The following is a 22692-nucleotide window of genomic DNA, read 5'->3' as shown; positions in this document are numbered from 1 at the left end:
AAGATAAGCGTCTGCATGGCTGCTAAACCCATCATCATTGACTGTGATCCGGGAGCCGATGATGCGATCGCGCTCTTTCTGGCGCTGGCGTTTCCCGAAAAGCTGGACGTGCTCGGCATTACGACGGTGGCTGGCAATGTACCACTGCACTTGACGCAAAAGAACGCTCGTTGCCTATGTGAACTGGCAGGCAGGGCTGATTTACCTGTTTATGCTGGCTGTCCCCGTCCGTTACTGCGCCCGTTGATCACTGCCGAAGACGTACATGGCAGAACGGGGCTGGACGGCATTCATTTGCCAGAGCCGACGATGCCGTTGCAAGAGCAACATGCGGTGGATTTTTTGATCGATACAGTGATGCGATCAACTGGCAACATAACGCTTGCTACCCTGGGACCACTGACCAATCTTGCCGTAGCGATCGTCAAGCAACCTGCGATCTGCCAGCGCCTTCAAGAAGTAGTGATGATGGGCGGGGCGGCGACTCAGGGCAACATTACACCGTCAGCCGAATTTAATGTCTACGTTGATCCTCATGCGGCACAGGTTGTCGTTACTGCCGGCATTCCCTTGACGATCGTGAGTTTGGATGTGACAAACCAGGCGATCGCGACACCAGAACGACTCAGCACCATTGAAGCGATCAACTCTCCGATCAGCGCTGCCGCCATCGGTTTGCTGAATCACTATGGTGCGTATGATATGCAGCGTTATGGCTTTCCCGGTCCACCGCTGCATGATCCTTGTGTCATCGCCTATCTTTTGCAGCCTGATCTGTTTACCAGCCGCCGTGCCTATGTCGCGATCGAGACGACGAGCGAACTCACAATGGGGCGTACTGTGATCGATCAATGGCACGTCACGAACCAGCCAGCCAACGCCACTGTGATCGAATCCATTGAAGCAGAGGGGTTTTACCAACTGCTGACCCAGGCGATCGATCGCTTTAAGGAACACGTCTCCTGAGATCTACCTGAGCGGTGCTGTCATCTTGAACCCAATCCACCACCGACTTTTTCCAATTCAGGACACGACGAATCACCGCTCCTCAATCGGGTTTAGTTTCTGCCAGTGGCTTTTGCCTACGATCGCTTGAGCCATAGCAGACGACGCTACTTTCCGGTTGGAGCCGGATGATTCATTCCTGGCATCTTGTTTTGACTATCGTTTGGTTTCTGTGCCGCCATTTTCTTGCAGCAACCGCAGCAACCCATTGGCTCAGTTTGAGCGGCAGGTTTCTGGTTCTCTTGAGCCGCAGGTTTTGGCGTGTCTTGAGCAAAAGCATCACTGGCTGCGATCGTTGTCAGGGAAAGCAGCGCGATCACGCCAGCAGCCACAACCTTAATTCCGTGTAATTTGTGCATATCCACTCCTAATTGAATGAGCAAGAGCTAGCAGTAGCCTTTGAGAACAGCCTTACCTTCCGATTAAGGCTAAGAAATCAAATTCAGATGAAACGCAGCTTAGTGTCACTGCTTAAAGGTAAACCGCCCATTCACCTTCTCACCGCTGATGTCTGACAGAATAGCAACTTTGTATTCTCCTGGGGCAACATTAGGCAAGATGGCTGTGTAGTGTTTATCGCTTGCATCATACGTCATGGGCAAGGACTTCTGGCTGCCATCGGGCAACTGCACTTGAGCCGTTACCTTTGCATTGGAAATGGCTTCGTGGTTGTCGCCTTTTTGCAAGAAGAAGTCGATGTGTGTTCCGGTTGATTCTTTTGCCGTGACCAACTCTAAGTGATAGGGACCAGATTCAATCACTTGTCCACCTTGCCCACCGTGAGTACCACTAGATTTGGCAGGAGAAGCGGTTGTAGACGGTTGAGTCGCAGGGGTGGAAGCCATAGGGCTATTAGCGGTCGTGGTGGGCTGATTGCCACTGCCGCAAGCACCCAAGCATAGAAGCCCGATCGCCGAAAAAGCCATGACACCAAATTTCAATTGCATGATTTTCCTCTTAAGTGAATGAACAAAATTAACTCAAACAGCTAAGCTTTACCTTGGATTTGCTCTAGCGTTGGCTGAGGAACTTTTCCGTTCTCAATAGCCAACCGTTTGGGAAAGAGAGCTTTGCCGAACCTGGCATAAAGTGCGGGTAAGATCAGCAACGTCAAGGCAGTGGAAGTGAAGAGTCCACCCAGCACAACGATCGCTAAAGGTTGCAGCAATTCTTTTCCGGGTCCGCCCGCGATCACCAGGGGCGCTAAGCCTAACGCTGAAGTAAACGCTGTCATGAGAATGGCGTTGAGCCGTTCCATTGAGCCTTGAATCAGCAGAGCGTTTAGCGGCATTCCGGCGGCGAATTTAGTGTTGTAGTTATCTACCAGCAGCAACCCATTGCGGGTAGCGACTCCAAATAGGGTGACAAAGCCCACAAGCGAAGCGATCGACAAGATACCGCCCGTCAGCGCAACTGCAATCACACCTCCAACCAACGCTAGCGGCAGGTTGATCATGATCATGGCAGTGGAGGCAACCGATTTCACTGAGAGATACATGACGATGGTGATAACGATGAAGGCGATCGCGCTGAAAATCAGAATATTTTGGGATGCTCGTGCTTCGGCTTCAAATTGTCCTGCGTACTGGATGTAGTAACCAGCAGGAAGCTGCACCTGCTGTTTCACTTTAGTCTGGATGTCATTCACGACCGATCGCAAAGCTCTTCCCTGCGCGTTAGCAGCCACGACGATTAAGCGAGAGACATTTTCACGATTAATTGTGTTGGGTCCTGTGCTATCTCGCACCGTTGCCACCTGTGCCAGAGGAATTTTATTGCTACTGGGCGTATCAATCATAAGGTTGCCGATGGCGTCCAGACTTTGGCGGGCTTCTGGCTTAAGCCACACCACCAGATCAAAAGTCTGCTGCTGTTCCAACACCTGCGAAACCACTCGCCCATTCAGTGCTGTCTCGATCGTGTCTGACAGTTGACCGCTCGTTAAGCCGTACCGAGCAGCCGCAACGAGATCGAACTGGATCTGAATTTGCTCGACCGGAATTTGCGGTTCAAGCTGGAGGTCGACAATGCCTTCCACCGCTTGCATAGCATCATTCACTTGCTGTCCAAGAATGCGGAGCTGCTCCAATTCAGAACCAAAGATTTTAACGGCGATCGCGCTTCTGACACCCGACAGCACTTCATCCATCCGATGAGAAATAAAGCCTCCCACATTTGGCGCGGCTCCCGGCACTTTGGCAAACTCCTCGCGCAACAATGCCACGCTTGCTTGACGGTCTTTCATGCCCGTCTCGCTCAACTCCACATCCAGGTGAGCTAGGTTTACGCCTGCGGCATCGGCATCACCCACTGCCCGACCCGATCGCACTTGAATGCTTTGAAAGTTGGGATTGTCTTTCAGCTTATGTTCCAGCACAGAGGCGGCACTGTTTGTCGCTTCCAGCGATGAGCCAGGATAAAGCAGGAGAGTGTTGACCAGCGATTGCTCCTGAAATTCTGGGAGAAAGATGCGTCCAAACGATGGCACGACGATCGCTGCTGCCACCAAACTTGCCGCCGCAATGCTTAAAATAACGGTCGATTGTCGCATCGAAAAGTGCAGCAACGGCAGATAAAGTTGTTTGAAAAACCGAGCTACCCACGGTTCCCGTTCAGGCAAATGACCATAGGGCAACAAAAGCGCACAGAGGGCAGGTGTGACGGTGAGGGCGACGGCGCTAGACGCTAATACTGCCGCTAAATAACCCAATCCCATTGGGATAAAAATGCTGCCTTCTACACCCGTCAGCGCAAAGATCGGCGAGAAGACGACGATCGTAATGATGGTGGCTCCAAACACAGAATCGCGCACTTCCTGGCACCCCTCAAACACTACCTCTAAAACGGGGCGGGGCTGGGGAGAGTACTTATTTTCTCGCAGGCAGCGATAGACATTCTCGGCATCGACGATCGCGTCATCGACCGCAGACCCGATCGCCACTGCCAACCCGCCTAAGGTCATCGTGTTCAAGCCTTGTCCGAGCCAGTTGAGCGCCAGTACTCCGACCAATAAAGATAGTGGTAAAGCCGCCAAGCAGACCGCTAAATTGCGCCAATTCATCAAGAAGGGAATCAGGATCAAGGCAACAATAATGCTGCCTTCGATTAATGCCTCTCGCACATTTGCGATCGACGCATCAATGTAAGCTTCCTGGCGAAAGGTCACGGCAACCTGAATCCCTTCTGGCAAGCCTGCTTTCACCTCGTTCATCGCGGCTTCTACAGTGCGGGTAACGGTGGGTGTATCGGCTAGGGGCTGTTTGTTGACGATCGCTACCACTGCTTTCTGAGCGTTGACGCTGGCATCTCCCCGCTTTACGGCTGCGCCAATTTTGACCGCAGCCACGTCTGAAATTCTCACAGGTGTGCCATTGCGAGCCGTAATTACAGACTGCTCTAAGGCTTGAATATCTTCAATCCGCCCAATGCCCCGAATCAATTTTTCGCGATCGGGCGTGATCAAGTAACCTCCTGGCGCATTGACGTTTGCCGCCGCCACTGCTTCGGATACGTCTTGGAGGGAGACGTTGAACGCCTGTAGTTTTTCAGGCTCAACCAGCACTTGATACTGCCGGACATTGCCACCAAACACGATTACCTGCGTCACTCCCGGTACTGCCAGTAAGCGGTTTGTGACTTGCCAATCCACAATGCGCCGCACTTCCATCAAGTCATTGGTTTTGGATGTGAAGGCGTAGGTGACGATCGTGCCAATGGGTGAACTGATGGGCGCAATTTGCGGAGTTTCAATTCCTGCTGGCAGTTTACTTTGAGCCGACTGCAACCGTTCTGTCACAAGCTGTCGGGCTTGATAAAGATCAGTGCCCCAGTTGAACACCACTCGCACTACTGAAATACTGGCTGCACTCGAAGACCGCACTGCCGAAATTCCCGGTGTACCATTGACGGCGCTTTCGATCGGCAACGTCACCAGCGATTCCACTTCTTCGGGAGCCAGTCCTGGCGCTTCGGTTTGAATCTCAACCTGCGGTGGCGCAAAAGTGGGAAACACATCCAACGGCATTTGGCTAATGGTGCGAACAATCCAAATCATCAGGATGATCGCGCCTAAAATCACTAACCAGCGTCGGGCGATCGCCCATTGAATAACGGAACTCAGCATAAGGCTTTCATTAGTAACCTTCCTGGTGATGTGGCTTCACCACCGTGACAAATAGAGATGAAATCAGAATGAAATTGAGCGGTCTTATTCTCTTGCTAAAGACAACGTTTCTGCATAAAGTTCACCATGTACCCAAAATCCATTTGCAATCAGAGCATCAAGAAGCGGTTTTACTGTCGTAACCACTTTCTGCTGTTTTGCAGCTAATAAAATGCCTAATAGCCCTGTAACTTTAAGACCTGCTTGTATCGCTTGTTGTCGCCCTCGCCGCTCATTCATCAGCAAGCGATCGGCGGTTAGTTCAATGGCTAGAACAATGGCTTCGGCTTCACCTACATCTAAAATTGCCTGTAGCGGCTGAAGTAAAGCGGCGTTGTTAACAGAACGAATTTGAATCCAATCAAGCGTTTGAATTGCCAACACGGCGAGATCTTCAGAACCAGAATTAAGCAACTCTTGATGGACGGCTGTTGGAACGATGACTTCACTATAAAGTTGTTGGAGAATGACCAACTGCCCAATCGCCGCTAAGTTACTAATCGGAGATGTGTCGCTAACAACAATCATCGCCAACCCGATGCTTTTAGGCTTTCCACGTCCTCTCGCAACTCAGCCAGATCGTAATGTAAAGGGATGTGGCGATCGGCAAGGAGTCTCTGGAATCGCAATTGATTCATCTCAGCCAATCGACTCGCTTGTCCCAGGGTAAGTCGTTCCTGCTGAAATAGTAGGACAGCAATCTCTTGCCGTAGTTCTGCTTCTGTCATCTGCGCTGATTGTAGAAGTTCGTCAGAAATCAAAATACTCATCGTTTTCTGGCTGGTTAGTGGCTCTGATTCTAGAATAGGGGATACAAACCATTCCCCTCCAAAGCAGCATTTTGAGCAAGGTTATAAGCTGGCGGCAGGTAATCTCAAAAGCGTATGACTACGAAAGACCTGATTATGCAAGCACTGAACGACGTTCCTGAGTCCGCACTGCCAGAGATTCTGGAGTATGTGCGAGATCGAAAAGCTCAACATTCTAAACCCTCTAGTTCGCAAAGAAGTCTGGGACGCATACTTAGCTTCAGAGCGTGAGCGCAATGAAGTCTATCGTCGTCTTGCAGACTCCTGATTTTCTGACGCTGCCGGAAGGGATTCTTCGATCGCCGACTTTAAAGCAGGGGTGGGCTTGCCAGCATCGTCAGTCAAGCTAAAGTCATCGACAGATTCATGCTGATTGTGACCATTAGATGGTGGAACGACTGCCTTATAATGACGGCGATTTGCCCACACCATTCCTGCCCCAAACGCACCTCCTATCAGCGCTCCTCCTATGGGAACACCAAGCCACCAGGGAATTGAGGCTTGCGGGTTAGAAGCAGGCACCGCGATCGCTTCTCCGTGCTCCTCAGTTGGCTTGCCACCTCGCAGCGATTGAGCATAGAGCTGATTTGCACGCTGAGTCACAATGCGATCGCCATCAAACAACCCGTTTTTGACCTCAACGAACTCGCCTGCGTCTCGACCCAAGGTGACTTCTGTCGGTTGAAAAGCAGTGCCATTTTGCACAAAGACGATCGTCTTTTGATTGCTGGTTGTCACTAAAGCAGACTTAGGAATTGCCAACATAGCAACGGGAGTTCGATCTGTGAGCACTTCCAACTCTGCGAACATCCCTGGTTTCAGCACTCCATCAGGATTGTCGAGTTGCGCCTTCACGGGCACCACGCGAGTTTCACCTTGAACAGTAGAACCAATGACGCTAATTTGTCCTTGAAACATTCGCTTGGGCAAGCTAGCAACTTTTAGCTGGACTCGTTGCCCAGTTTGGATGCGATCGAGGTCTTTTTCATAAACATTGGCGCTCACTTGAACGCTGCTGCCGTTGATGATGGTCATTACCTTTTTGCCCGCATCCTCACCCGATTCGCCCGCCGTGGTTTCGCGATCAGCAACGGTGCCTGAAATAGGAGCCGCGATCGTGATGGTGCCATCCTGGTTTGCACTCGCGCCCAGTTGCCGCAGGCGAGTTTGATACGTCTCTGCACTCAGTTCTACTTGCGATCGAGCCACCTGTACGGCGGCTTTTGCCCGTTGCAGTTGGGCGGCAGCTTCGGAGACCTCTAAGCGGCTACTGGCTTTGGTCAGAGCCGCTTTTGCTTCCGCCAGTTTAGTTTCGGATTCTAGAAAGGTGCGACGGGGAAGGGCACCACTGGCAGCTAGCACCTGATCTTTGTCGAACCGTTCCTGGGCAAAGCTGAGTTGGGTACGGGCTTGGGCGATGTCCGTTGCTGCAATTTTCTGTTGTTGAGCAAAGTTTTGCTGCGCCAGTTTCAAGTCTGCCTGTGCCTGCTGGGCCGAGCCGATCGCCTCCGATCGACGGTCTAACGCCGTGGTTCGCAGTTCTGCTAATTCTGGGCTGGTCATAATTGCTACTGCCTGACCGGCACGCACTCGATCCCCAGGCTGCACCAAAAGCCGCGTCACCGTTCCCTTAACTGGAGTTGTCACTTCCACCTGTTGGTTCGGTAGTGATTCAATCTGGCCAGTGGTTTTGATGCCAAACGCCAGGCGTTGACGCGACACGGGTTCAACCTTTAGCCCCAACCGCTTCGCTGTTTCTGCATCGACCTGCACAGCATCAACAGATTGAGCAGCATGACTGCCGCCCTGAAATTCGTTGCCGTGCCCCGCATGAGCCAAAACGCGCAGCGGAGCCGCTAGAAGCAGCAACGTGAGTAGAGAGACTGTGATTTGAGTCGGGGATCGTTGAGAGGCGTGAGTCATTGGCAGGTTCCTCCACAAGCACTTATTTACCAGTGTTTCAGGTAGCAATGAAAGCAAGATAAAAGCTCGTAGCCCGAACTATTGCTTGTACCAGGCTTGTTTCCACTGCTGCATTTGCTTGATTTCAGCTTCCTGAGAGGCAAGAATTTTCTGCGCTAGCTTTTTAATTTCGGGTCGCTTCGATTTATTCAAAGCATCCTGTGCCATCACTACAGCGCCTTCATGATGAGGAATCATGGCGTTGAGAAACCGCAGATCAAACTGATCGTCTGCTGCCCCTAAAGACACGCTCATCATCATGCTCTTGATCTGCTCTTGAGTCATGGGCATGGAGTGTTTCATCTCAGCGTGGTAGGCGATCGGCTCGGCACTAGCTTTGGGATACCAGGCTTGCCGCCACTGCTTCATCTGGTTCAGCTCTTTGTCCTGAACCTGAATGATGTTAGCCGCCAGCTTTTGCATTTCAGGACGTTTGGATTTCTGCTGTGCCTCTTTTGCCATTTCGACGGCTCCCTGATGGTGCGGTGTCATAGCATCGACAAAGCGCAGATCAAACTCAGCATCGGCTGGACCCAGATCCATCGACATATGGTCTCCGCTGCCGTGGTTCATGCCACCGTGATGCATATTGCCGTGATCCATTTGTTTGGCTCCAGCAGTAGTGGCAGTAGGGCTAGCAGTTTGAGTTTGGTTTTGGGCAGTGGTGGAGCAAGCGTTGAGAAAACTGGCAGTGGCGATCGCCCCTACTATGAGAGCGAGAGAACCTTTTGCAAAGAAGTAATGTGACATAGGTTTCTTTTGCCTGCAATAGAGGATCAGAAAAGTGATGTTGTTATTCTGGACTCTCCAGCCGACTAGAGAGTCAAGCAATTAATGCACCCAGTTTAGAGACTGCTTGAAGCGTAAGTTGGGCACCCTGACACCCCTCTTAAACGTGGCATAGAGTTAGGGGATCAGGATAAAGTTGCCGTCCTTTTGTAAATCATGGCAAAAATCCTCTTTTTGATAGGTTGCCTTGCCGTATTGAGGAGAAATATAGTCCCTACAAAGTATCGGAAGCACAGGGCGATTTTCTATGGATGTTGGCGCTTTTTATCAGGGCGATCGCTGTCAGTTTACAGTTTGGGCACCACGGCATGAGAAGGTTGCAGTTAATCTTGTTTCTCCCAGCGGGCGCTTGTTGCCGATGGAGCCTGTTGGCTCAGGGTATTGGCAAGTGACTGCTGAAGACATCGCTCCGGGAACACAGTACTTTTATCAGTTGGGTAACGATATCGAACGCCCTGATCCGGCCTCGCACTATCAGCCAGATGGTGTGCATGGTCCCTCTGAGGTGGTTGATCATGCTGCGTTTCGCTGGCAAGACCAGCAGTGGTCGGGCATTCCGTTAGATGAACTCATCATCTATGAGCTACATACCGGCACGTTTACTCCTGACAGCACGTTTGATGCCATTATTGACCGGCTGCCCGATTTGCAAGCGCTGGGGATAAATGCGATCGAACTAATGCCCGTTGCCCAGTTTCCTGGCGATCGCAATTGGGGTTACGACGGGGTTTATCCCTTTGCAGTGCAAAACTCTTATGGTGGCGCTGAGGGCTTAAAGCGTCTCGTCAATGCGTGCCATCAGCAGGGCATGGCGGTCGTACTGGATGTCATTTATAACCACTTTGGTCCAGAGGGGAGCTACTTCAGCGATTACGGACCTTACTTTACCGATAAGTACAACGGCGTTTGGGGTAGTGCGCTGAACTTTGATGACGCTCAAAGTTACGGAGTCCGCAATTACTTTCTGCAAAATGCACTGTATTGGTTTGAGACGTTTCACATTGATATGCTGCGCCTAGATGCGACGGATCACATCATTGACCTGAACGCCAAACACTTCCTTCAAGAGTTGGCAGAGCGGGTGGCTGAGTTTTCCCAGCAGCAAGGGCGGAAGTTCTACCTCACAGCTGAGAATGATGTGAATAACGTCCAGATTTTGCGTGGGTTGGATGAGGGTGGCTATGGGATGGATGCTCAATGGAATGATGGGTTTCATCACTGTGTTCATACCCTGCTGACAGGCGAACAGATCGGCTACTACCAGGATTACGGCACTTGTGGGCAGTTAGCAAAGGCAATCAAGCAAGGCTTTGTCTTTTCTTGGGAATATTCGCCGTTTCGCGATCGCTGGCATGGTAGCGACTCTAGCGCTTTTCCAGGTCAGCAGTTTGTCGTCTGTATTCAAAACCATGATCAGGTAGGCAATCGGATGCTGGGCGATCGACTCACGCATCTTGTGTCCTTCGACGCGCTGAAGCTAGGTGCAGCCGTCCTGTTGCTGTCGCCTAATGTGCCACTACTGTTTATGGGCGAGGAATATGGTGAAGACGCACCGTTTCTTTACTTTGTTAGCCACACGGATGCAAATCTAGTGGAAGCCGTAAGGGCAGGCAGAAAACGCGAATTTTCGCACTTCCATTTGGAAGGGGAATACGTTGATCCACAAAGTAAAGAAACCTTTGAGCGATCGCAGCTACGGTGGGAAAAACGTAACGAAGGTCATCACAAAACCTTGCGTGAACTCTACCAGCATCTCATTCAGCTTCGGCGCACCATCCCTGCTCTCAAAAAGCTGGATAAGCAGAATTTAGAAGCAACTGCCTTAGAAGATCAAAAGCTGATCTTGCTGCACCGCTGGTCTGCTGATAGCCAAATCTTCTGCATCATGAATTTCAACCAGGAAGCAGTCAGCTTCGAGTCCAAACTTCCTGATGCAAAATGGCAAAAGATCTTGGATTCGGCAGATGAAAAGTGGTTAGGAACAAAGGCAAGCTTACCAACCGCATTAGAGTCCAATCAGCTCCTTACAATTCCTGGGCTGAGTTTTGCCCTTTATCAAGCATAAGCTGATTTTTCCTTTACTCAGGCATAGCCTCATTTCCTCTTGATTACGCTATGCCTGAATCTACTGAATGAGTCAATTAATGAGCAACCATGTATGAGAATTCCAGTTTCAACCTATCGCATTCAGTTTCGCCAGGAGTATGACTTTGCTGCTGCCACGGCGATCGTACCTTATCTTGCAGCGCTAGGTATTTCTGATCTGTATGCATCTCCCATTTTCAAAGCTAGAGCGGGAAGCAGCCACGGCTATGACGTTGTAGACCCAACTCAACTTAATCCCGAATTGGGCGATCGCGAAGCATTTGATGCTCTAGTAAGCGCTATTCAACAGCATCAAATGGGTTGGCTACAGGATATTGTGCCCAACCATATGGCATACGACAGCCAAAATTTGTGGCTCATGGATGTGCTAGAAAATGGTTCCGATTCGGATAGTTTTGACTATTTTGATATTGACTGGAATCACATTTACGAAGAGATTCGTGAACGTGTACTGGCACCACTTTTAGGTAACTTATACAGCGATTGTATTGAAAATGGCGAAATAAAACTTGCGTATGATGAAACAGGCTTAAGTGTTAATTACTATAGTTTGCGGTTGCCTGTTCGTATTGAATCGTATGCACGCTTCATCACCTATAATTTGGGGCAACTAACGAAGGCTTTAGGTAGACGGCACCCGGATTTTGTCAAACTGCTGGGCATCCTTTACTTGCTCAAGAATCTGCCAGCAGAAGCAAAGGGCAGAGAACGGTATGACCAGGTGGCATTTGTGAAAGGGCTACTCTGGGAACTGCATGAACAAAATGAAGCCGTCAAAGAATTGATTGCAGCTAATGTGCAGTCTTTTAATGGTGAAGTCGGTAGCCCAGAAAGCTTTAACCTACTCGATAGCTTGCTTAACGAACAATTTTATCGGCTTTCCTTTTGGAAGGTTGGAGCAGAAGAAATTAACTATCGTCGCTTCTTTACTGTCAATGAGTTGATTTCAGTCAGAGTAGAAGAGCTTAAAGTTTTTCATAAAACACATTCGCTCATTGCTCAACTTGTCGAAGACGGTATTTTTACCGGAGTACGCATTGATCACATTGACGGTCTTTATAATCCAGTCGAATATTTAGAGCGGCTTCGTGAAAAAATTGGTGATGTCTATATCACAGTCGAAAAAATACTGGAACTAACAGAGTCATTGCCAACAGGCTGGCAGGTTCAAGGCACAAGTGGCTATGAGTTTCTTAACTACGTGAATGGGCTTTTTTGCGATGCTAATAATGAACCTGCGTTCGATCGCTTTTACACCACGTTCACGGGCGTAGCGTCTAGTTACGATCGCCTCTCAGCCGAGAAGAAATGGCTCATTATTGAAAAGAATCTAGCGGGTGATGTCGAAAATCTTGCTCAACGGCTGAAGCGGATAGCAGGGCAAACACGATCGGGCGGTGACTTTACTGCCTATGGCTTGAAACGTGCGTTAAGTGAAATTTTGGCACTCTTTCCAATCTATCGAACATACATTACATCTGATGTAGTGAGTGAAACTGATCGTCAGGTTATCCAGACCACGATCGCCGCAGCGAAGAAGCAAGTACCGCTCTTACAACGAGAGCTTGAATATATCGAAGCCATTTTGCTACGAAACAATGAAGACTATTTGACTGACGAGCAAAAAGCCGATCGCTTGCACTTTGTGATGCGGATGCAGCAATTGACTGGACCGTTGATGGCAAAAGGCATTGAAGACACACTGCTCTATGGTTATAACCGCTTACTGTCTTTGAATGAAGTGGGCGGTAATCCGAGCCATTTTGGTATTCTTCCAGAGCAGTTTCATACCTTTAATCAGCAAAAGGTAGACCATTGGCTGCATTCAATGAATACAACATCTACTCACGATACAAAACGTGGTGAAGATGTTAGAGCGCGCTTAAATGTGTTGTCAGAAATACCGGATGCGTGGGCAGAGCAGATTAAGCAATGGGCAGACATTAACTTTAGTAAAAAAGAGCGACTGGGTGGTAGAACCATACCCGATCGCAATGATGAGTACTTTCTGTACCAAACATTAGTTGGTTCTTTTCCCTTTGATGAGGCAGAGTTTCCAGCCTTCGTTGAGCGTCTCAAAGATTATCTGATTAAAGCGGTCCGCGAGGCAAAAGTTCATACTGCCTGGTTGCGTCCTGATAGCGAGTATGAGAATGAGTTTATTGCCTTTGCAGAAAAGTTACTAGATGCGCCTGAGACGAATGAGTTTCTTGCTCAATTTAGACCCTTCCAGGCAATGATTGCCGAGTATGGCATACTCAATTCACTCTCACAGGTTTTACTGAAAAATACGGCTCCTGGCGTACCTGATTTGTATCAAGGCGACGAGTTCTGGAATCTGAGTTTTGTTGATCCTGATAACCGTCGGCCGATCGACTATCAGCAGCGTATGGCGGTACTGGATCAGCTTAAGACCAAGTTGCCGCATAACCCTTTAGCGCTGATTGATGATCTCTTTGAAACACGGGCAACAGGCAACATTAAATTGTTTTTGACCTATCAGTTACTGCAAGCCCGGAAGGCCTTTGCCAACTTGTTTCAACAAGGTGATTATCAACCGCTTGAGGTGGCAGGCGACTTGCAGAATCACATTATTGCGTTCGCTAGAACGGTAGGTGGACAGGCAGCGATCGCGATCGCCCCTCGCTTCTTCACCCCGTTGGTTCAGCCTGGAGAACGTCCGCTTGGTACGGCAGTCTGGAAAGACACGCATCTCGTACTGCCGTCGGGCTTACCTTCGACCTGGACAAACGTTATTACAACTCAGCCGCTGCAAAGCCAGAGCACGATTGCCATTGGTGATGCACTTCAGCATTTTCCAGTTGCCCTTTTGGTCAGCAGTTAAACCCAGGCAGTGTTTCCAATAGGAGGTGAGTCGATGAGCGGTTTATCGGCTCACCTGTATAAACAGAACGCTACAGCGTATAGAGCAACAGCAGTACCAGACAAGCATAAAGCAGCCAGGAAACGCCAGCAGGAACACTCAGTAGAGCAAGCAGGGAAACGATGGCAAAGCCCAGCAGCAGTAGGGCGATCGCGATCGCAGCCCACACTGCCCAGCACAGTTTCGACACCATAGCCACAACATTGGACTGTTGTTTGACGAGAAGCGTCTCTTCTCGCACAACTTCGCCAGTCAGCGCAAAGTGTGCTAACGAGTTGTGGTTTTGCGGTTGCAGGGCGGCACCATGACCACCCTTGAAGTAGGCAACCGTATTTTTCTTGCCTTCGTGAGCGGCAAAGCCGTTATGTCCTGCGGTGCCCAAGTCACTGAAGCGCAAAAGTTCAAAAAAGCCGGGAAAGATGCCCACAATCCAATCAGCAGAGGCAACATCATTGCGAATGGCTTGGACACGCCCCTGGCTCACTAAGCCATCCCAATCATAATCACTACGGACAACGCTGCCAGCAAACGCAATACGATCCATTGTGCAGGCGCGGCATCGTTCTAAAGCGCTGGCGATTAAATAGGTGCCGTTACTGTGACCAATGTAGCTTAGGGCAGCTTTGGGATGGCGGGCGATCGCTTCAGTATATTCGTCCATAAACCAGCGCACATTCGTTTGCCGTGCACCTAGCAGCAAAAACCATAGCATGGGGAAATAGCCATAGCCCGCAACACTGACATAAGCCGTTTTGTTCTGCGCTTCAATGGCTTGGCGCACAGCGTTTGTCCATAACCCTGTATCGCGGATGCCATGCATGATAAAGACAACCTGGTCTACCGATAGATCAACGGTTGCATCTGGAATGATGTCGCCTTCGATGGCTTCAAAGGGGGTCATAAGGGCGTATTGAAACCGGGCTTTGCGATAGGCTCCAATCTCTGGTTCCTGAAAGCGCACGATCGATTCATGTCCGGTGTCTCGGACTTTGAGATACTTAAAGTTCTGATCGGTTGCAACATCAACGTTATCTTCTTCACAGACAACATCATCCAGATCGCCGAGAAGCTGAATCGTCTGTGGTAGTACAACAGTGGAGTTTTGACTAAGCCGAATCCAGTCAATTCGTAGATTGGCAACAAACGGGCTACCTCGTTGCAAGCGGCGGATAAATCTTCCAGTGTTGGTGAGGGCGAGGAGGGCGAAACCTAGCCGCTGTAATTGAAACTTGATCCAGTTCATATCTTCAGGTCGCTGCGCCAGCGAAAACCCTCGATTAATACTAGCCATCAAAATAATGCGATCGACCTTCGTTGCCCATGCGCGCTGAGGTGTCTTGCCCAGCATCACATGGTCACTGTCATACCCCATTGCCATGACATAGGTTTTGCGAAGGATGAGCGCCCCAGCACTATGCCCAACCAGAAGAATGCGATCGTACGATTGGTGGTCTAGTCGGTTGGTTCGCTGCGTGACGGCATCCTCAATATGTTGCACCAAATTCTCGGCAACTCTGCTAGGGTTTGTATTCGCGAAAATCCCCGCTGGATAATCAGGCACCAGCAGATCTGCATTGGGTAAGGACTCTTTCACCGCCGATCGCACCTCGTCTATCTGCTGAGATGTATGCGTATACGCATGAAGAAGGACAACCAGTTGACTGGAACTGCCATTCTGTTCACACGTTGTATTGGTTAGCAGCGTTTTCTTTGGCATTTGCTCTTAAGCGGGCGATCGACCATCACAATGTAGTTAAGGGGGATCTTATCCTGGCAACGCATCCTCACGTCACTGATTAGGTGGCGCAGCAACATAATGCAATTTATTTTTACTTGTAAGGATGAATAGCTTTGTGACTCTGGACTCTGGTATTGCTTTAAGGCTCTTGATCAGCCGTTGGAACTTGGTAAAGCTAGCCGTCTAACTTAAACTAATTGCCACCTAGATAGTTCATTTGTACTGAAGTAATCTATGATATTGATGACTATTGGTTGCGTCGTTGACAAACAACCCGTATCATTTGCCTACATAGCCGCATGGCTGAGGGGATCCCCATGAGCGTTGAGCAGACTACTCAGTTAATCCAACTAATTTTGAACTCGGTGCTGATGACGTTTGCCTGCGTGCTGCTGTTGAATCGCGTCAGCCTACGCCAGACAGCACTCGAAGAAACGCTGCAAGTCGCTAGTCGCCAGTGTCTTGATTTGCTGGAGGCTAGTGATATGCGCGGCAAAGCAAGAAGCGATAGCAAGGGAGCTGATCGCAGCACTAATCGCATCCTCCAAGCCAAGAAGTCTCTCCGGCAGCTACAGTATCGCTACCAGGTCGTGCGGTACGGGGTTTTGGCAAATGCTTATGCGTTGTTATGTGCGATCGCCAGTACCTTCGCGCTCGCACTAAGGACGTTGATCGACCTGGAATGGCTTGTGCCCATATCGTTGGGTCTGTTTATGTTTGGTGTCACGCTGCTGTTATTAGGGGTCATCCTGGTAATCGTCGATCTCCATACAGCCGATCATTCGCTTTGGGATGAAATCTCTAATCTGCTGAGTCCTGTGAGAGTCGATAACCCGCTCCGGTCAAGCTGGCAGCAACGGTCTAAAATTGCCGATCGCTTTATGCGTAGTCAGGCTTCTAAAATGCGTCCATCATCTAAAGCAAGGGTTTCCTGAGTGCGTCAGGCTTGCGCTTATGGCTAGTTAAGGCTGGGGTGGAATCACGGTAATTTGATTAGTTGTACGATCGCGCACAATCCAACCAATCTTCTTGTCCAGATTCGTCGCATCCTCAGTGACGCTGAAATAAACCTTGCTGCCTTCCCGTGTTTCAACGGCAAAATCGGCGTTTTGGGCATAAATGACTTTGAAGCCACGATCGCGCAAGCAGTACATTGCCCAGCCCTTTAACGTTTGCTGCTCTGGCTTAAACGGAATCGGTGGCTGACTAAACAAGGTTGCGATCGCTGTAATGAGTGGCATTGTGACTCTTAAACCCTGAAATGAACCTTAGTGAATCTCTGGCTTATAGTCCCGTAGCATCAGTGCTTCGACGGCAGCCTGTGGTGTAATATCGCCCTTGAGCAGGCGATCGACCTGGTGTGAAATGGGTACGGCGATCGCTTGCTCGTTGGCTAATTTTATCAAGACCTGGGTCGTGTTCACGCCTTCTGCTGTGCCCTGAAGTTGGGCGATGACATCGGTGAGTGTTTTGCCCTGAGCCAGTTGGTAACCAACCTGGTAGTTGCGACTAAGCGCACTGTTACAGGTTGCCAGCAAATCACCCAAACCAGACAAACCGTAGAAGGTTTCTGGTTTCGCGCCCCAGTAAGTGCCCACACGAATAATTTCGGCAAGTCCGCGAGTGACTAGCGCTGCTTTCGCATTTGTGCCCAGTTGCAGACCGTCACAGGCTCCCACCGCGATCGCAATCACGTTTTTGAGCGTCCCACCCAGCTCAACGCCCAGCATATCGGGATTGGTATAAACCCGAAACGCATTAGACGAGAGCGCTGCCTGCACCGTTGCTGCGGCGGCTCGATCGTGGCTGGCAACAACACTGGCGGCGGGTAAGCCCTGCTGAATTTCTTGGGAGAGATTGGGACCTGACAGCACAACAATAGGATGCGATGGTAAGGCTGCCTGCCAGATTTGGGACGGTAGCAGGGGCATGGTGTCAGCGCTGCTAGTGGCTGCCAGCCCTTTGGTTGCAGTAACAAAAACCGTATGCGAGGCGATCGCCACCTGCCCCACTTGCTCGACTACTGCACTCACTCCCTTCATAGAGACAGCCGAGATGACAAGATCAGCGTCACCGAGAACAGTTTGCAAGTCACCCTGTTGGCGTGACCACAGATGTACACTGTGCCCTTTTGCGGCTGCCAATCCCGCTAACGTGGTGCCCCAAGCTCCAGCACCCAGAATAACGATCGTACGTTGTGACATAAGCTAAGGCGATCAGCTCTCAGCGTGCGATGGTTTGATCGCAGACTGCGGTAGGCTAACCGCTTGAAGTCGATCGCCTCTTTCCCGTGGAAACCGTTCCATTAGCGCTCTGACTTGCTCGGCATGGTAGGAACTACGCGTGAGTGGCGAAGCGACTACTTGCAAAAAGCCTAGCGATTCACCATAAATGCTCCAAGCGTTGAACTGCTCCGGTCGCACAAACTCTACAACACCAAGATGTTTTTGGCTGGGCTGGAGGTATTGCCCGATCGTCAGAATGTCACAATCGACTGATCGCAGATCATCCATCACCTGCCGCACTTCAGCATCGGTTTCGCCCAAGCCCACCATAATGCCCGTCTTGGTGTAAACCCAGGGAGCACGAGCACGAGTCTGCTGCAAAAGTTCGAGCGATCGCTGATAGCTACCTTGTGGGCGCACCCGACGATACAAGCGCGCGATCGTCTCGGTGTTGTGGTTTAACACATCTGGGTTTGCTTGCAAGATGATTGCTAACGCATCCCAGTTGCCGCAGAGGTCAGGGATCAGCACTTCGATCGTGGTTCCTGGTGACGCTGCACGGATAGCACGGATACAGCGATCAAACTGAGCCGCGCCACCATCGGGCAAATCATCCCGATTAACCGATGTGACCACCACATGGTTCAACCGCATTCGACGCACTGCTTCTGCCAATTGCTCTGGTTCTGCCGGGTCAAGCGGTTTTGGCTTTTTCTCAAAGTCAATATCGCAGTAGGGGCAAGCACGGGTACAAGCAGGTCCCATAATCAGGAAGGTGGCAGTGCCGTTGTTAAAGCACTCGCCAATATTAGGACAGGATGCCTCTTCACAAACTGTGTTCAGCCCCAAATCACGCAAGATTTCCTTAACGCTACCGACCCGCTCCCGCTGCGGCGCTTTTACCCGTAACCACTCTGGCTTAACAACCACGTTTGATGCCGTTAGTGAAACAACCTATCGTCCATCCTATCAGGCAAACGTTAGAAGGCAGTAGCTCTAGCGGCTGCAACCCAGTTTTTACCGCACAGGGCTACGTTCGGGTGGTGACATATTGCTTGGCATTGCCGTACTCTGCTTGCCACTGAGCGTTGATACATTTTTCTGGCTAGCCTTAGCAGTTGCCGCTTGAGCAGGAGCTGTTGACGGCTCGACTGTTACTGGTGGTGGCATTGGTGCTGAATTTACCTGCGGGGGGGCGGCTTGCTGCGAAACCCAGGCGATACCGCTAGCCATAAGGGCTGCATACCCTACATAGATGTGCATCGAGTCCAAGCGTAACCCAACGTGCGTTTTTGGCTGTTGCCATGACGGTATAACAGCTGTTGCAGTCTCGATCTCCGGTAACGATGCTGCCAGGTGGTTGCCATCCAAACCCAAAGTATTACCAATCTGTCGAATAAAGCCACGCAGGTAAATGTCCTCTGGCAGTCGATCGATACGCCCCATTTCCAACGCTTCTAATTGATGAACGGGAATTTGGGTCTTCATATGGAGATGGTACGGAGACCAAGCTTTTTCTTGCCGCGCCTGCCGGATCACTTGACCCAATTCTCGCAGGCACGCCTCGCGTGCTTGTAGCGCTGACTGTGCTGCCAACTCTTTTTTGCTACGCTTTTTAGGCATATTGGCTCTGAGTTGCTTTGTTGTCGGCATCGCTGGCGGTGGGTAAACGGTAATATGCCCATTCAAGAGGTGGGTTGGAGGGCTATCTGAAGGTGCAGCAAGTACAGTGGTCGGAGGGTGGTTGTGAGCGGGCGCGGTCATAGCTACCTCATTAAGGCTAGCGTTCGGTGGTGGCGGTGCAGGTGGTTGTTGGAGCTTGGGTGCAGCCACTGATAACGTTGAGCCGCTAAAGCCTTGACCGCCTGATGGCATAAGCCCTGCCGGTTTCTTTCGCACCAGCTTACGTAACGCCAGCCGAATCGCTTCTCTACCGACTGCCCGCACCATGCACTGCACTTGCCTCGTTAGATCCTCTGGCAATGCCTTGATGCTTGAGAGCATCTGCCCATAAATTTCACTTTGATAAAGCTCCGTCTCTACCTGACCCAAAATGGCTCGCAGTCCATTCAGAGACATCTCGGCATTGCCTCCAGGAACACCCACATAGTAAGTAGACTCGTGTGCTAGCATCAATCGCCTCCCCTAGTTAAAACATTAAGCACTCAATAGCACACCCCAAAGCAACTGTGGCGGCAGCGGCGATCGCACCAGCGCCTAACCTGCGTTTACATTTAGTTGGCTAAACTATCTTCATATCTTCATTCGGGGGCTTCATCCATTCTCCGGATGGATAGGACACTTTTCCAAACAAAACTCAAAACAAAACGGCAGAGCGATCGCCCTGCCGTCAACACATAAATCTAGACATTACCGCTTTAGTAGCGTTTATCCTTTGAGGAACATTCTTGAACCAGACAACGCTCGAACAGTGCAATTTGATGCAAACGGTAAAAGTGACGCGGGTTGAGTACAACCTTAAACCTGGAGTCAAAGACTGGCTGGGTCAGAAATTGTCGGAATGGGAAGTAAAGCTTTGCGTGTTGTAAGGAAAACATAAGAAAAATTCCAGGTAGCAAGGGCGGGCAACACCCACGACAGGCAAGCAAGGCGCTGCTTGGTGATTTGCCACTACAACCATGCCAAAATTACGCCTAAAACCCCCTGTGAAGATTGCGGATCTTCCTCCATCACTTTTTTTGATGTCTGTATTTCTATGGAGAAAGGATCGGTGATCAGCTATCTAAAGGGCTTAAAGTAAGCACAAACGTTGTTCAGCCCTTGCCTCTTTTAACAAAGTAAGAGCGCTGCCTTGCATTATTTGACATCCTCTGCCCCTCTTCTGCTCTGCTCCGCTGCCTAAGACTTTGGATTCCATGGCAGCCCTGCTGTCCAGGGGAGCTTGTGCATGACGAATTTGCAGAGTATATAGACACGATCGCCACTGGCCGTTCCATGCGGACCCACAATGCGAAATGCCAGTTCGAGGAAGAAGGTCAGATCGGTATAGCGTTGCATAAACCGCGCGTATCGTTCTTTTGCCTTAGCAGGTGCCTTTATACCTGGCTTTGATAAGTCGATCAGGGGTTTGGTCACCTCAATTTCCAGGTTTGCTGGAGACGTACTATCAAGCTTGTCTGCCTTTCGTTCGCCTTTTCGCTGGAGTAAATCTTCAGCCGTGATAGTTTCCTTAAGTGTACTGTTAGGCGTAATCGTGCTAAACACTTGATTTTGAAAGAGATCTACAGTGGTACCAGGCATTAAACGGGTGACCCGGCGCGATCGACCATCTAGATCCGTGAAGGCACAGTAATCCCAATCCACATAGAGCGAAATGCCGTGCGGTTTATCATCAACGGGTTCATAAGCTGCTTGATTTTTGATGCTAATCGCCAGTTGCTTAAGCTTGTCAAACTCATAACGGCTATCAAATTTGAAGCTGATGTCAATTAAGCCCTCTAGGTTCTGATTCTCTAACTGTTGCCTGAGAAAATCTGCATCTAAATGAATCGTAAACTCATCGTTGAAGGCATCAACAATCAGGTACAGAAAATAGGCAATACACAGCACATAAGCTGTCAGAATAATCGGATCAACAGGGTTCATCGGCGCATTGAAGAATGAAGCTGTTTTTGTTCAGCAGTGCTGCTTTTAGCGCTGACCGTCGAGAAATTCTCAAACCATCCTCGCCGCCAGAAAAGGAAGAGCATACTCACACCAATCAGTGCCATTAATACCATGACTAGCGGGTAACCCCAATACCAATTGAGTTCAGGCATATTCACTGGTGATTTTTCAGTGTTAAAATTCATGCCGTAAATCCCGGCAATAAACGTAAGCGGAATAAAGATAGATGAAATCACGGTTAGCAGCTTCATAATTTCGTTCATCTTATTGCTAACTGACGAGAGATACACATCCATCAAACTGGCTGCCAACTCACGATAGGTTTCTACCATATCAAGCACCTGAATGGCATGGTCGTAACAATCGCGAAGATAGATATGTACATCGGGACTAATTAAATCACTGCCATCACGAATGAGTGCATTAATAGCATCACGCTGGGGCCAGATGGCACGTCGCAAGCCTAATAATTCGCGTTTAACGGTGTGAATTTTTTCTAGAGTTTGACGCGACGGACTCTCGACCACTTCATTTTCCAGTGCTTCAATCTGCTCGCCGTACTCTTCCAAAACTGGGAAAAAGCCATCAATAATCGAGTCCAGCAAGCTATAAGCCAGATAGTCTGCGCCTTGCTTGCGGATGTTACCTTTGCCAGTGCGAATACGCTCACGAATGGGACCAAAGCAGTCGTATTCTGGTTCTTCCTGCACCGTCAACAGGTAGTGCCGACCCAAGATGAGGCTGACTTGTTCACTAATAAAGCCATTGCCAGACGACTTCAGCGTCACCATGCGCGCAATAACCAGCAGTTGATCGTCATAATCCTCGATTTTGGGGCGCTGTGGAACATTAACAATATCTTCAAGCACAAGTGGATGAAGGTTAAAAACATTTCCCAAACGGCGCAGCACATCTTCGCTACCCAGACCTTTTACATCCACCCAGGAGACAGATTCAGTATCCAGGTAGGGAATGCAGTCTTCGGGCGTTTCAACTTCTAGCCGAGTCGCTAGTGCTTCGTTATAGTCGATCAGCACAATGACAGGCGGAGACGCATCTGCTTCAATGTTGAGCGTTCCCGGCATACTGCCTGGAGTGTCGTAGAAATAGTCGAAGTGGGAATCGTCATCGGATGACGTATGAACTGATGGCAGGGTAGTAGTAGAAAAGCGATGCTCGACCATCTAGTAGTTCCTCGTAACGAGTTGACTGAGTGTCTTCCTTATTTAATCAACTTTGCTCGATAAATGATGGTCTTACAGCATTTGTCAGGTTGCTTAGTGACAGTTTTAGGAGTTTAGGGGTTACAGCAAAAGGATGAGGGATAAAGGATAAAGGATGAGGAAGGAATAGAAGCCCTGGTAAAGACAAATGAAACCGTCTGT

At 49.9% G+C, this 22692-nt stretch carries 19 protein-coding genes; 5 read left to right on the top strand and 14 right to left on the bottom strand.

Annotation, left to right across the window (positions count from 1 at the left end):
- Nucleotides 1-15 precede the first annotated feature (15 nt).
- On the top strand, nucleotides 16-966 hold the full coding sequence (locus H6F86_RS29680; RefSeq protein ID WP_190454722.1) for a nucleoside hydrolase: 951 nt from the start codon (nucleotides 16-18) through the stop codon (nucleotides 964-966).
- 146 nt (nucleotides 967-1112) lie between these two features.
- Here H6F86_RS29680 and H6F86_RS29675 read toward each other — a convergent pair whose 3' ends face one another.
- The 7 genes from H6F86_RS29675 to H6F86_RS29645 form a co-directional block, all read right to left on the bottom strand.
- Entirely contained in the window at nucleotides 1113-1364 is a 252-nt protein-coding gene (locus H6F86_RS29675) for a hypothetical protein (protein ID WP_190454719.1), read from the bottom strand.
- A gap of 105 nt (nucleotides 1365-1469) precedes the next feature.
- Complete coding sequence (locus H6F86_RS29670) at nucleotides 1470-1952, bottom strand: hypothetical protein (protein WP_190454716.1); 483 nt, start codon at nucleotides 1950-1952, stop codon at nucleotides 1470-1472.
- A gap of 41 nt (nucleotides 1953-1993) precedes the next feature.
- Nucleotides 1994-5128 carry an efflux RND transporter permease subunit gene (locus H6F86_RS29665; RefSeq protein WP_190454713.1) on the bottom strand — a complete coding sequence of 1045 codons (3135 nt, stop codon included), beginning with the start codon at nucleotides 5126-5128 and terminating at the stop codon, nucleotides 1994-1996.
- A gap of 84 nt (nucleotides 5129-5212) precedes the next feature.
- Entirely contained in the window at nucleotides 5213-5695 is a 483-nt protein-coding gene (locus tag H6F86_RS29660; protein ID WP_190454710.1) for a DUF3368 domain-containing protein, read from the bottom strand.
- A complete protein-coding gene (locus tag H6F86_RS29655; RefSeq protein WP_190454707.1) occupies nucleotides 5692-5937 on the bottom strand; it encodes a UPF0175 family protein in 246 nt (81 codons plus the stop codon). Before H6F86_RS29655 ends, H6F86_RS29660 begins: the two co-directional genes overlap by 4 nt.
- Before the next feature lie 282 nt (nucleotides 5938-6219).
- A complete protein-coding gene (locus H6F86_RS29650) occupies nucleotides 6220-7899 on the bottom strand; it encodes an efflux RND transporter periplasmic adaptor subunit (RefSeq protein ID WP_190454702.1) in 1680 nt (559 codons plus the stop codon).
- Between the two features lie 78 nt (nucleotides 7900-7977).
- Nucleotides 7978-8688, bottom strand: a complete 711-nt coding sequence (locus tag H6F86_RS29645; RefSeq protein ID WP_190454699.1) for a DUF305 domain-containing protein — start codon at nucleotides 8686-8688, stop codon at nucleotides 7978-7980.
- 286 nt (nucleotides 8689-8974) lie between these two features.
- On the opposite strand from H6F86_RS29645, the gene treZ reads away from it, so the two are divergent.
- Nucleotides 8975-10792 carry a malto-oligosyltrehalose trehalohydrolase gene (gene treZ, locus H6F86_RS29640; RefSeq protein WP_190454696.1) on the top strand — a complete coding sequence of 606 codons (1818 nt, stop codon included), beginning with the start codon at nucleotides 8975-8977 and terminating at the stop codon, nucleotides 10790-10792.
- A 93-nt stretch (nucleotides 10793-10885) separates the two neighbouring features.
- The gene (treY, locus tag H6F86_RS29635; protein WP_190454693.1) at nucleotides 10886-13678 is read left to right on the top strand and encodes a malto-oligosyltrehalose synthase; all 2793 of its coding nucleotides are present in this window, start codon (nucleotides 10886-10888) and stop codon (nucleotides 13676-13678) included.
- Nucleotides 13679-13748: 70 nt separating this feature from the next.
- Here the strand turns inward: treY and H6F86_RS29630 are convergent, their stop codons facing one another.
- A complete protein-coding gene (locus H6F86_RS29630) occupies nucleotides 13749-15434 on the bottom strand; it encodes a hypothetical protein (RefSeq protein ID WP_190454690.1) in 1686 nt (561 codons plus the stop codon).
- Between the two features lie 338 nt (nucleotides 15435-15772).
- On the opposite strand from H6F86_RS29630, the gene H6F86_RS29625 reads away from it, so the two are divergent.
- Entirely contained in the window at nucleotides 15773-16390 is a 618-nt protein-coding gene (locus H6F86_RS29625) for a DUF2721 domain-containing protein (RefSeq protein WP_190454688.1), read from the top strand.
- A gap of 27 nt (nucleotides 16391-16417) precedes the next feature.
- Here the strand turns inward: H6F86_RS29625 and H6F86_RS29620 are convergent, their stop codons facing one another.
- The 4 genes from H6F86_RS29620 to H6F86_RS29605 all read right to left on the bottom strand — a co-directional run bounded on the left by H6F86_RS29620 (nucleotide 16418) and on the right by H6F86_RS29605 (nucleotide 19813).
- A complete protein-coding gene (locus H6F86_RS29620; protein WP_190454686.1) occupies nucleotides 16418-16696 on the bottom strand; it encodes a hypothetical protein in 279 nt (92 codons plus the stop codon).
- A gap of 27 nt (nucleotides 16697-16723) precedes the next feature.
- Nucleotides 16724-17659, bottom strand: a complete 936-nt coding sequence (locus H6F86_RS29615) for an NAD(P)H-dependent glycerol-3-phosphate dehydrogenase (RefSeq protein ID WP_190454683.1) — start codon at nucleotides 17657-17659, stop codon at nucleotides 16724-16726.
- 12 nt (nucleotides 17660-17671) lie between these two features.
- A complete protein-coding gene (gene lipA, locus H6F86_RS29610; protein ID WP_190454680.1) occupies nucleotides 17672-18610 on the bottom strand; it encodes a lipoyl synthase in 939 nt (312 codons plus the stop codon).
- 87 nt (nucleotides 18611-18697) lie between these two features.
- Nucleotides 18698-19813, bottom strand: coding sequence for a helix-turn-helix domain-containing protein (locus H6F86_RS29605; protein ID WP_190454677.1), 1116 nt, complete (start codon nucleotides 19811-19813; stop codon nucleotides 18698-18700).
- A gap of 275 nt (nucleotides 19814-20088) precedes the next feature.
- On the opposite strand from H6F86_RS29605, the gene H6F86_RS29600 reads away from it, so the two are divergent.
- Nucleotides 20089-20229, top strand: coding sequence for a hypothetical protein (locus H6F86_RS29600; RefSeq protein WP_190454675.1), 141 nt, complete (start codon nucleotides 20089-20091; stop codon nucleotides 20227-20229).
- Nucleotides 20230-20539: 310 nt separating this feature from the next.
- Here H6F86_RS29600 and H6F86_RS29595 read toward each other — a convergent pair whose 3' ends face one another.
- Both H6F86_RS29595 and corA read right to left on the bottom strand, forming a co-directional pair.
- The gene (locus tag H6F86_RS29595; protein ID WP_190454673.1) at nucleotides 20540-21286 is read right to left on the bottom strand and encodes a hypothetical protein; all 747 of its coding nucleotides are present in this window, start codon (nucleotides 21284-21286) and stop codon (nucleotides 20540-20542) included.
- Nucleotides 21283-22491 (bottom strand): magnesium/cobalt transporter CorA, encoded by a 1209-nt coding sequence (gene corA, locus H6F86_RS29590; RefSeq protein ID WP_190454670.1) that lies wholly within the window; start codon nucleotides 22489-22491, stop codon nucleotides 21283-21285. The genes H6F86_RS29595 and corA overlap by 4 nt, the downstream gene beginning before the upstream one ends.
- Nucleotides 22492-22692 lie beyond the last annotated feature (201 nt).

Origin of the sequence: Phormidium sp. FACHB-592, assembly GCF_014695795.1 — a bacterium.
Lineage (GTDB): Bacteria > Cyanobacteriota > Cyanobacteriia > Leptolyngbyales > Leptolyngbyaceae > Stenomitos.
Note: the sequence above shows the minus strand (reverse complement) of the source record. Positions and strands in the feature narration are given on the sequence as shown.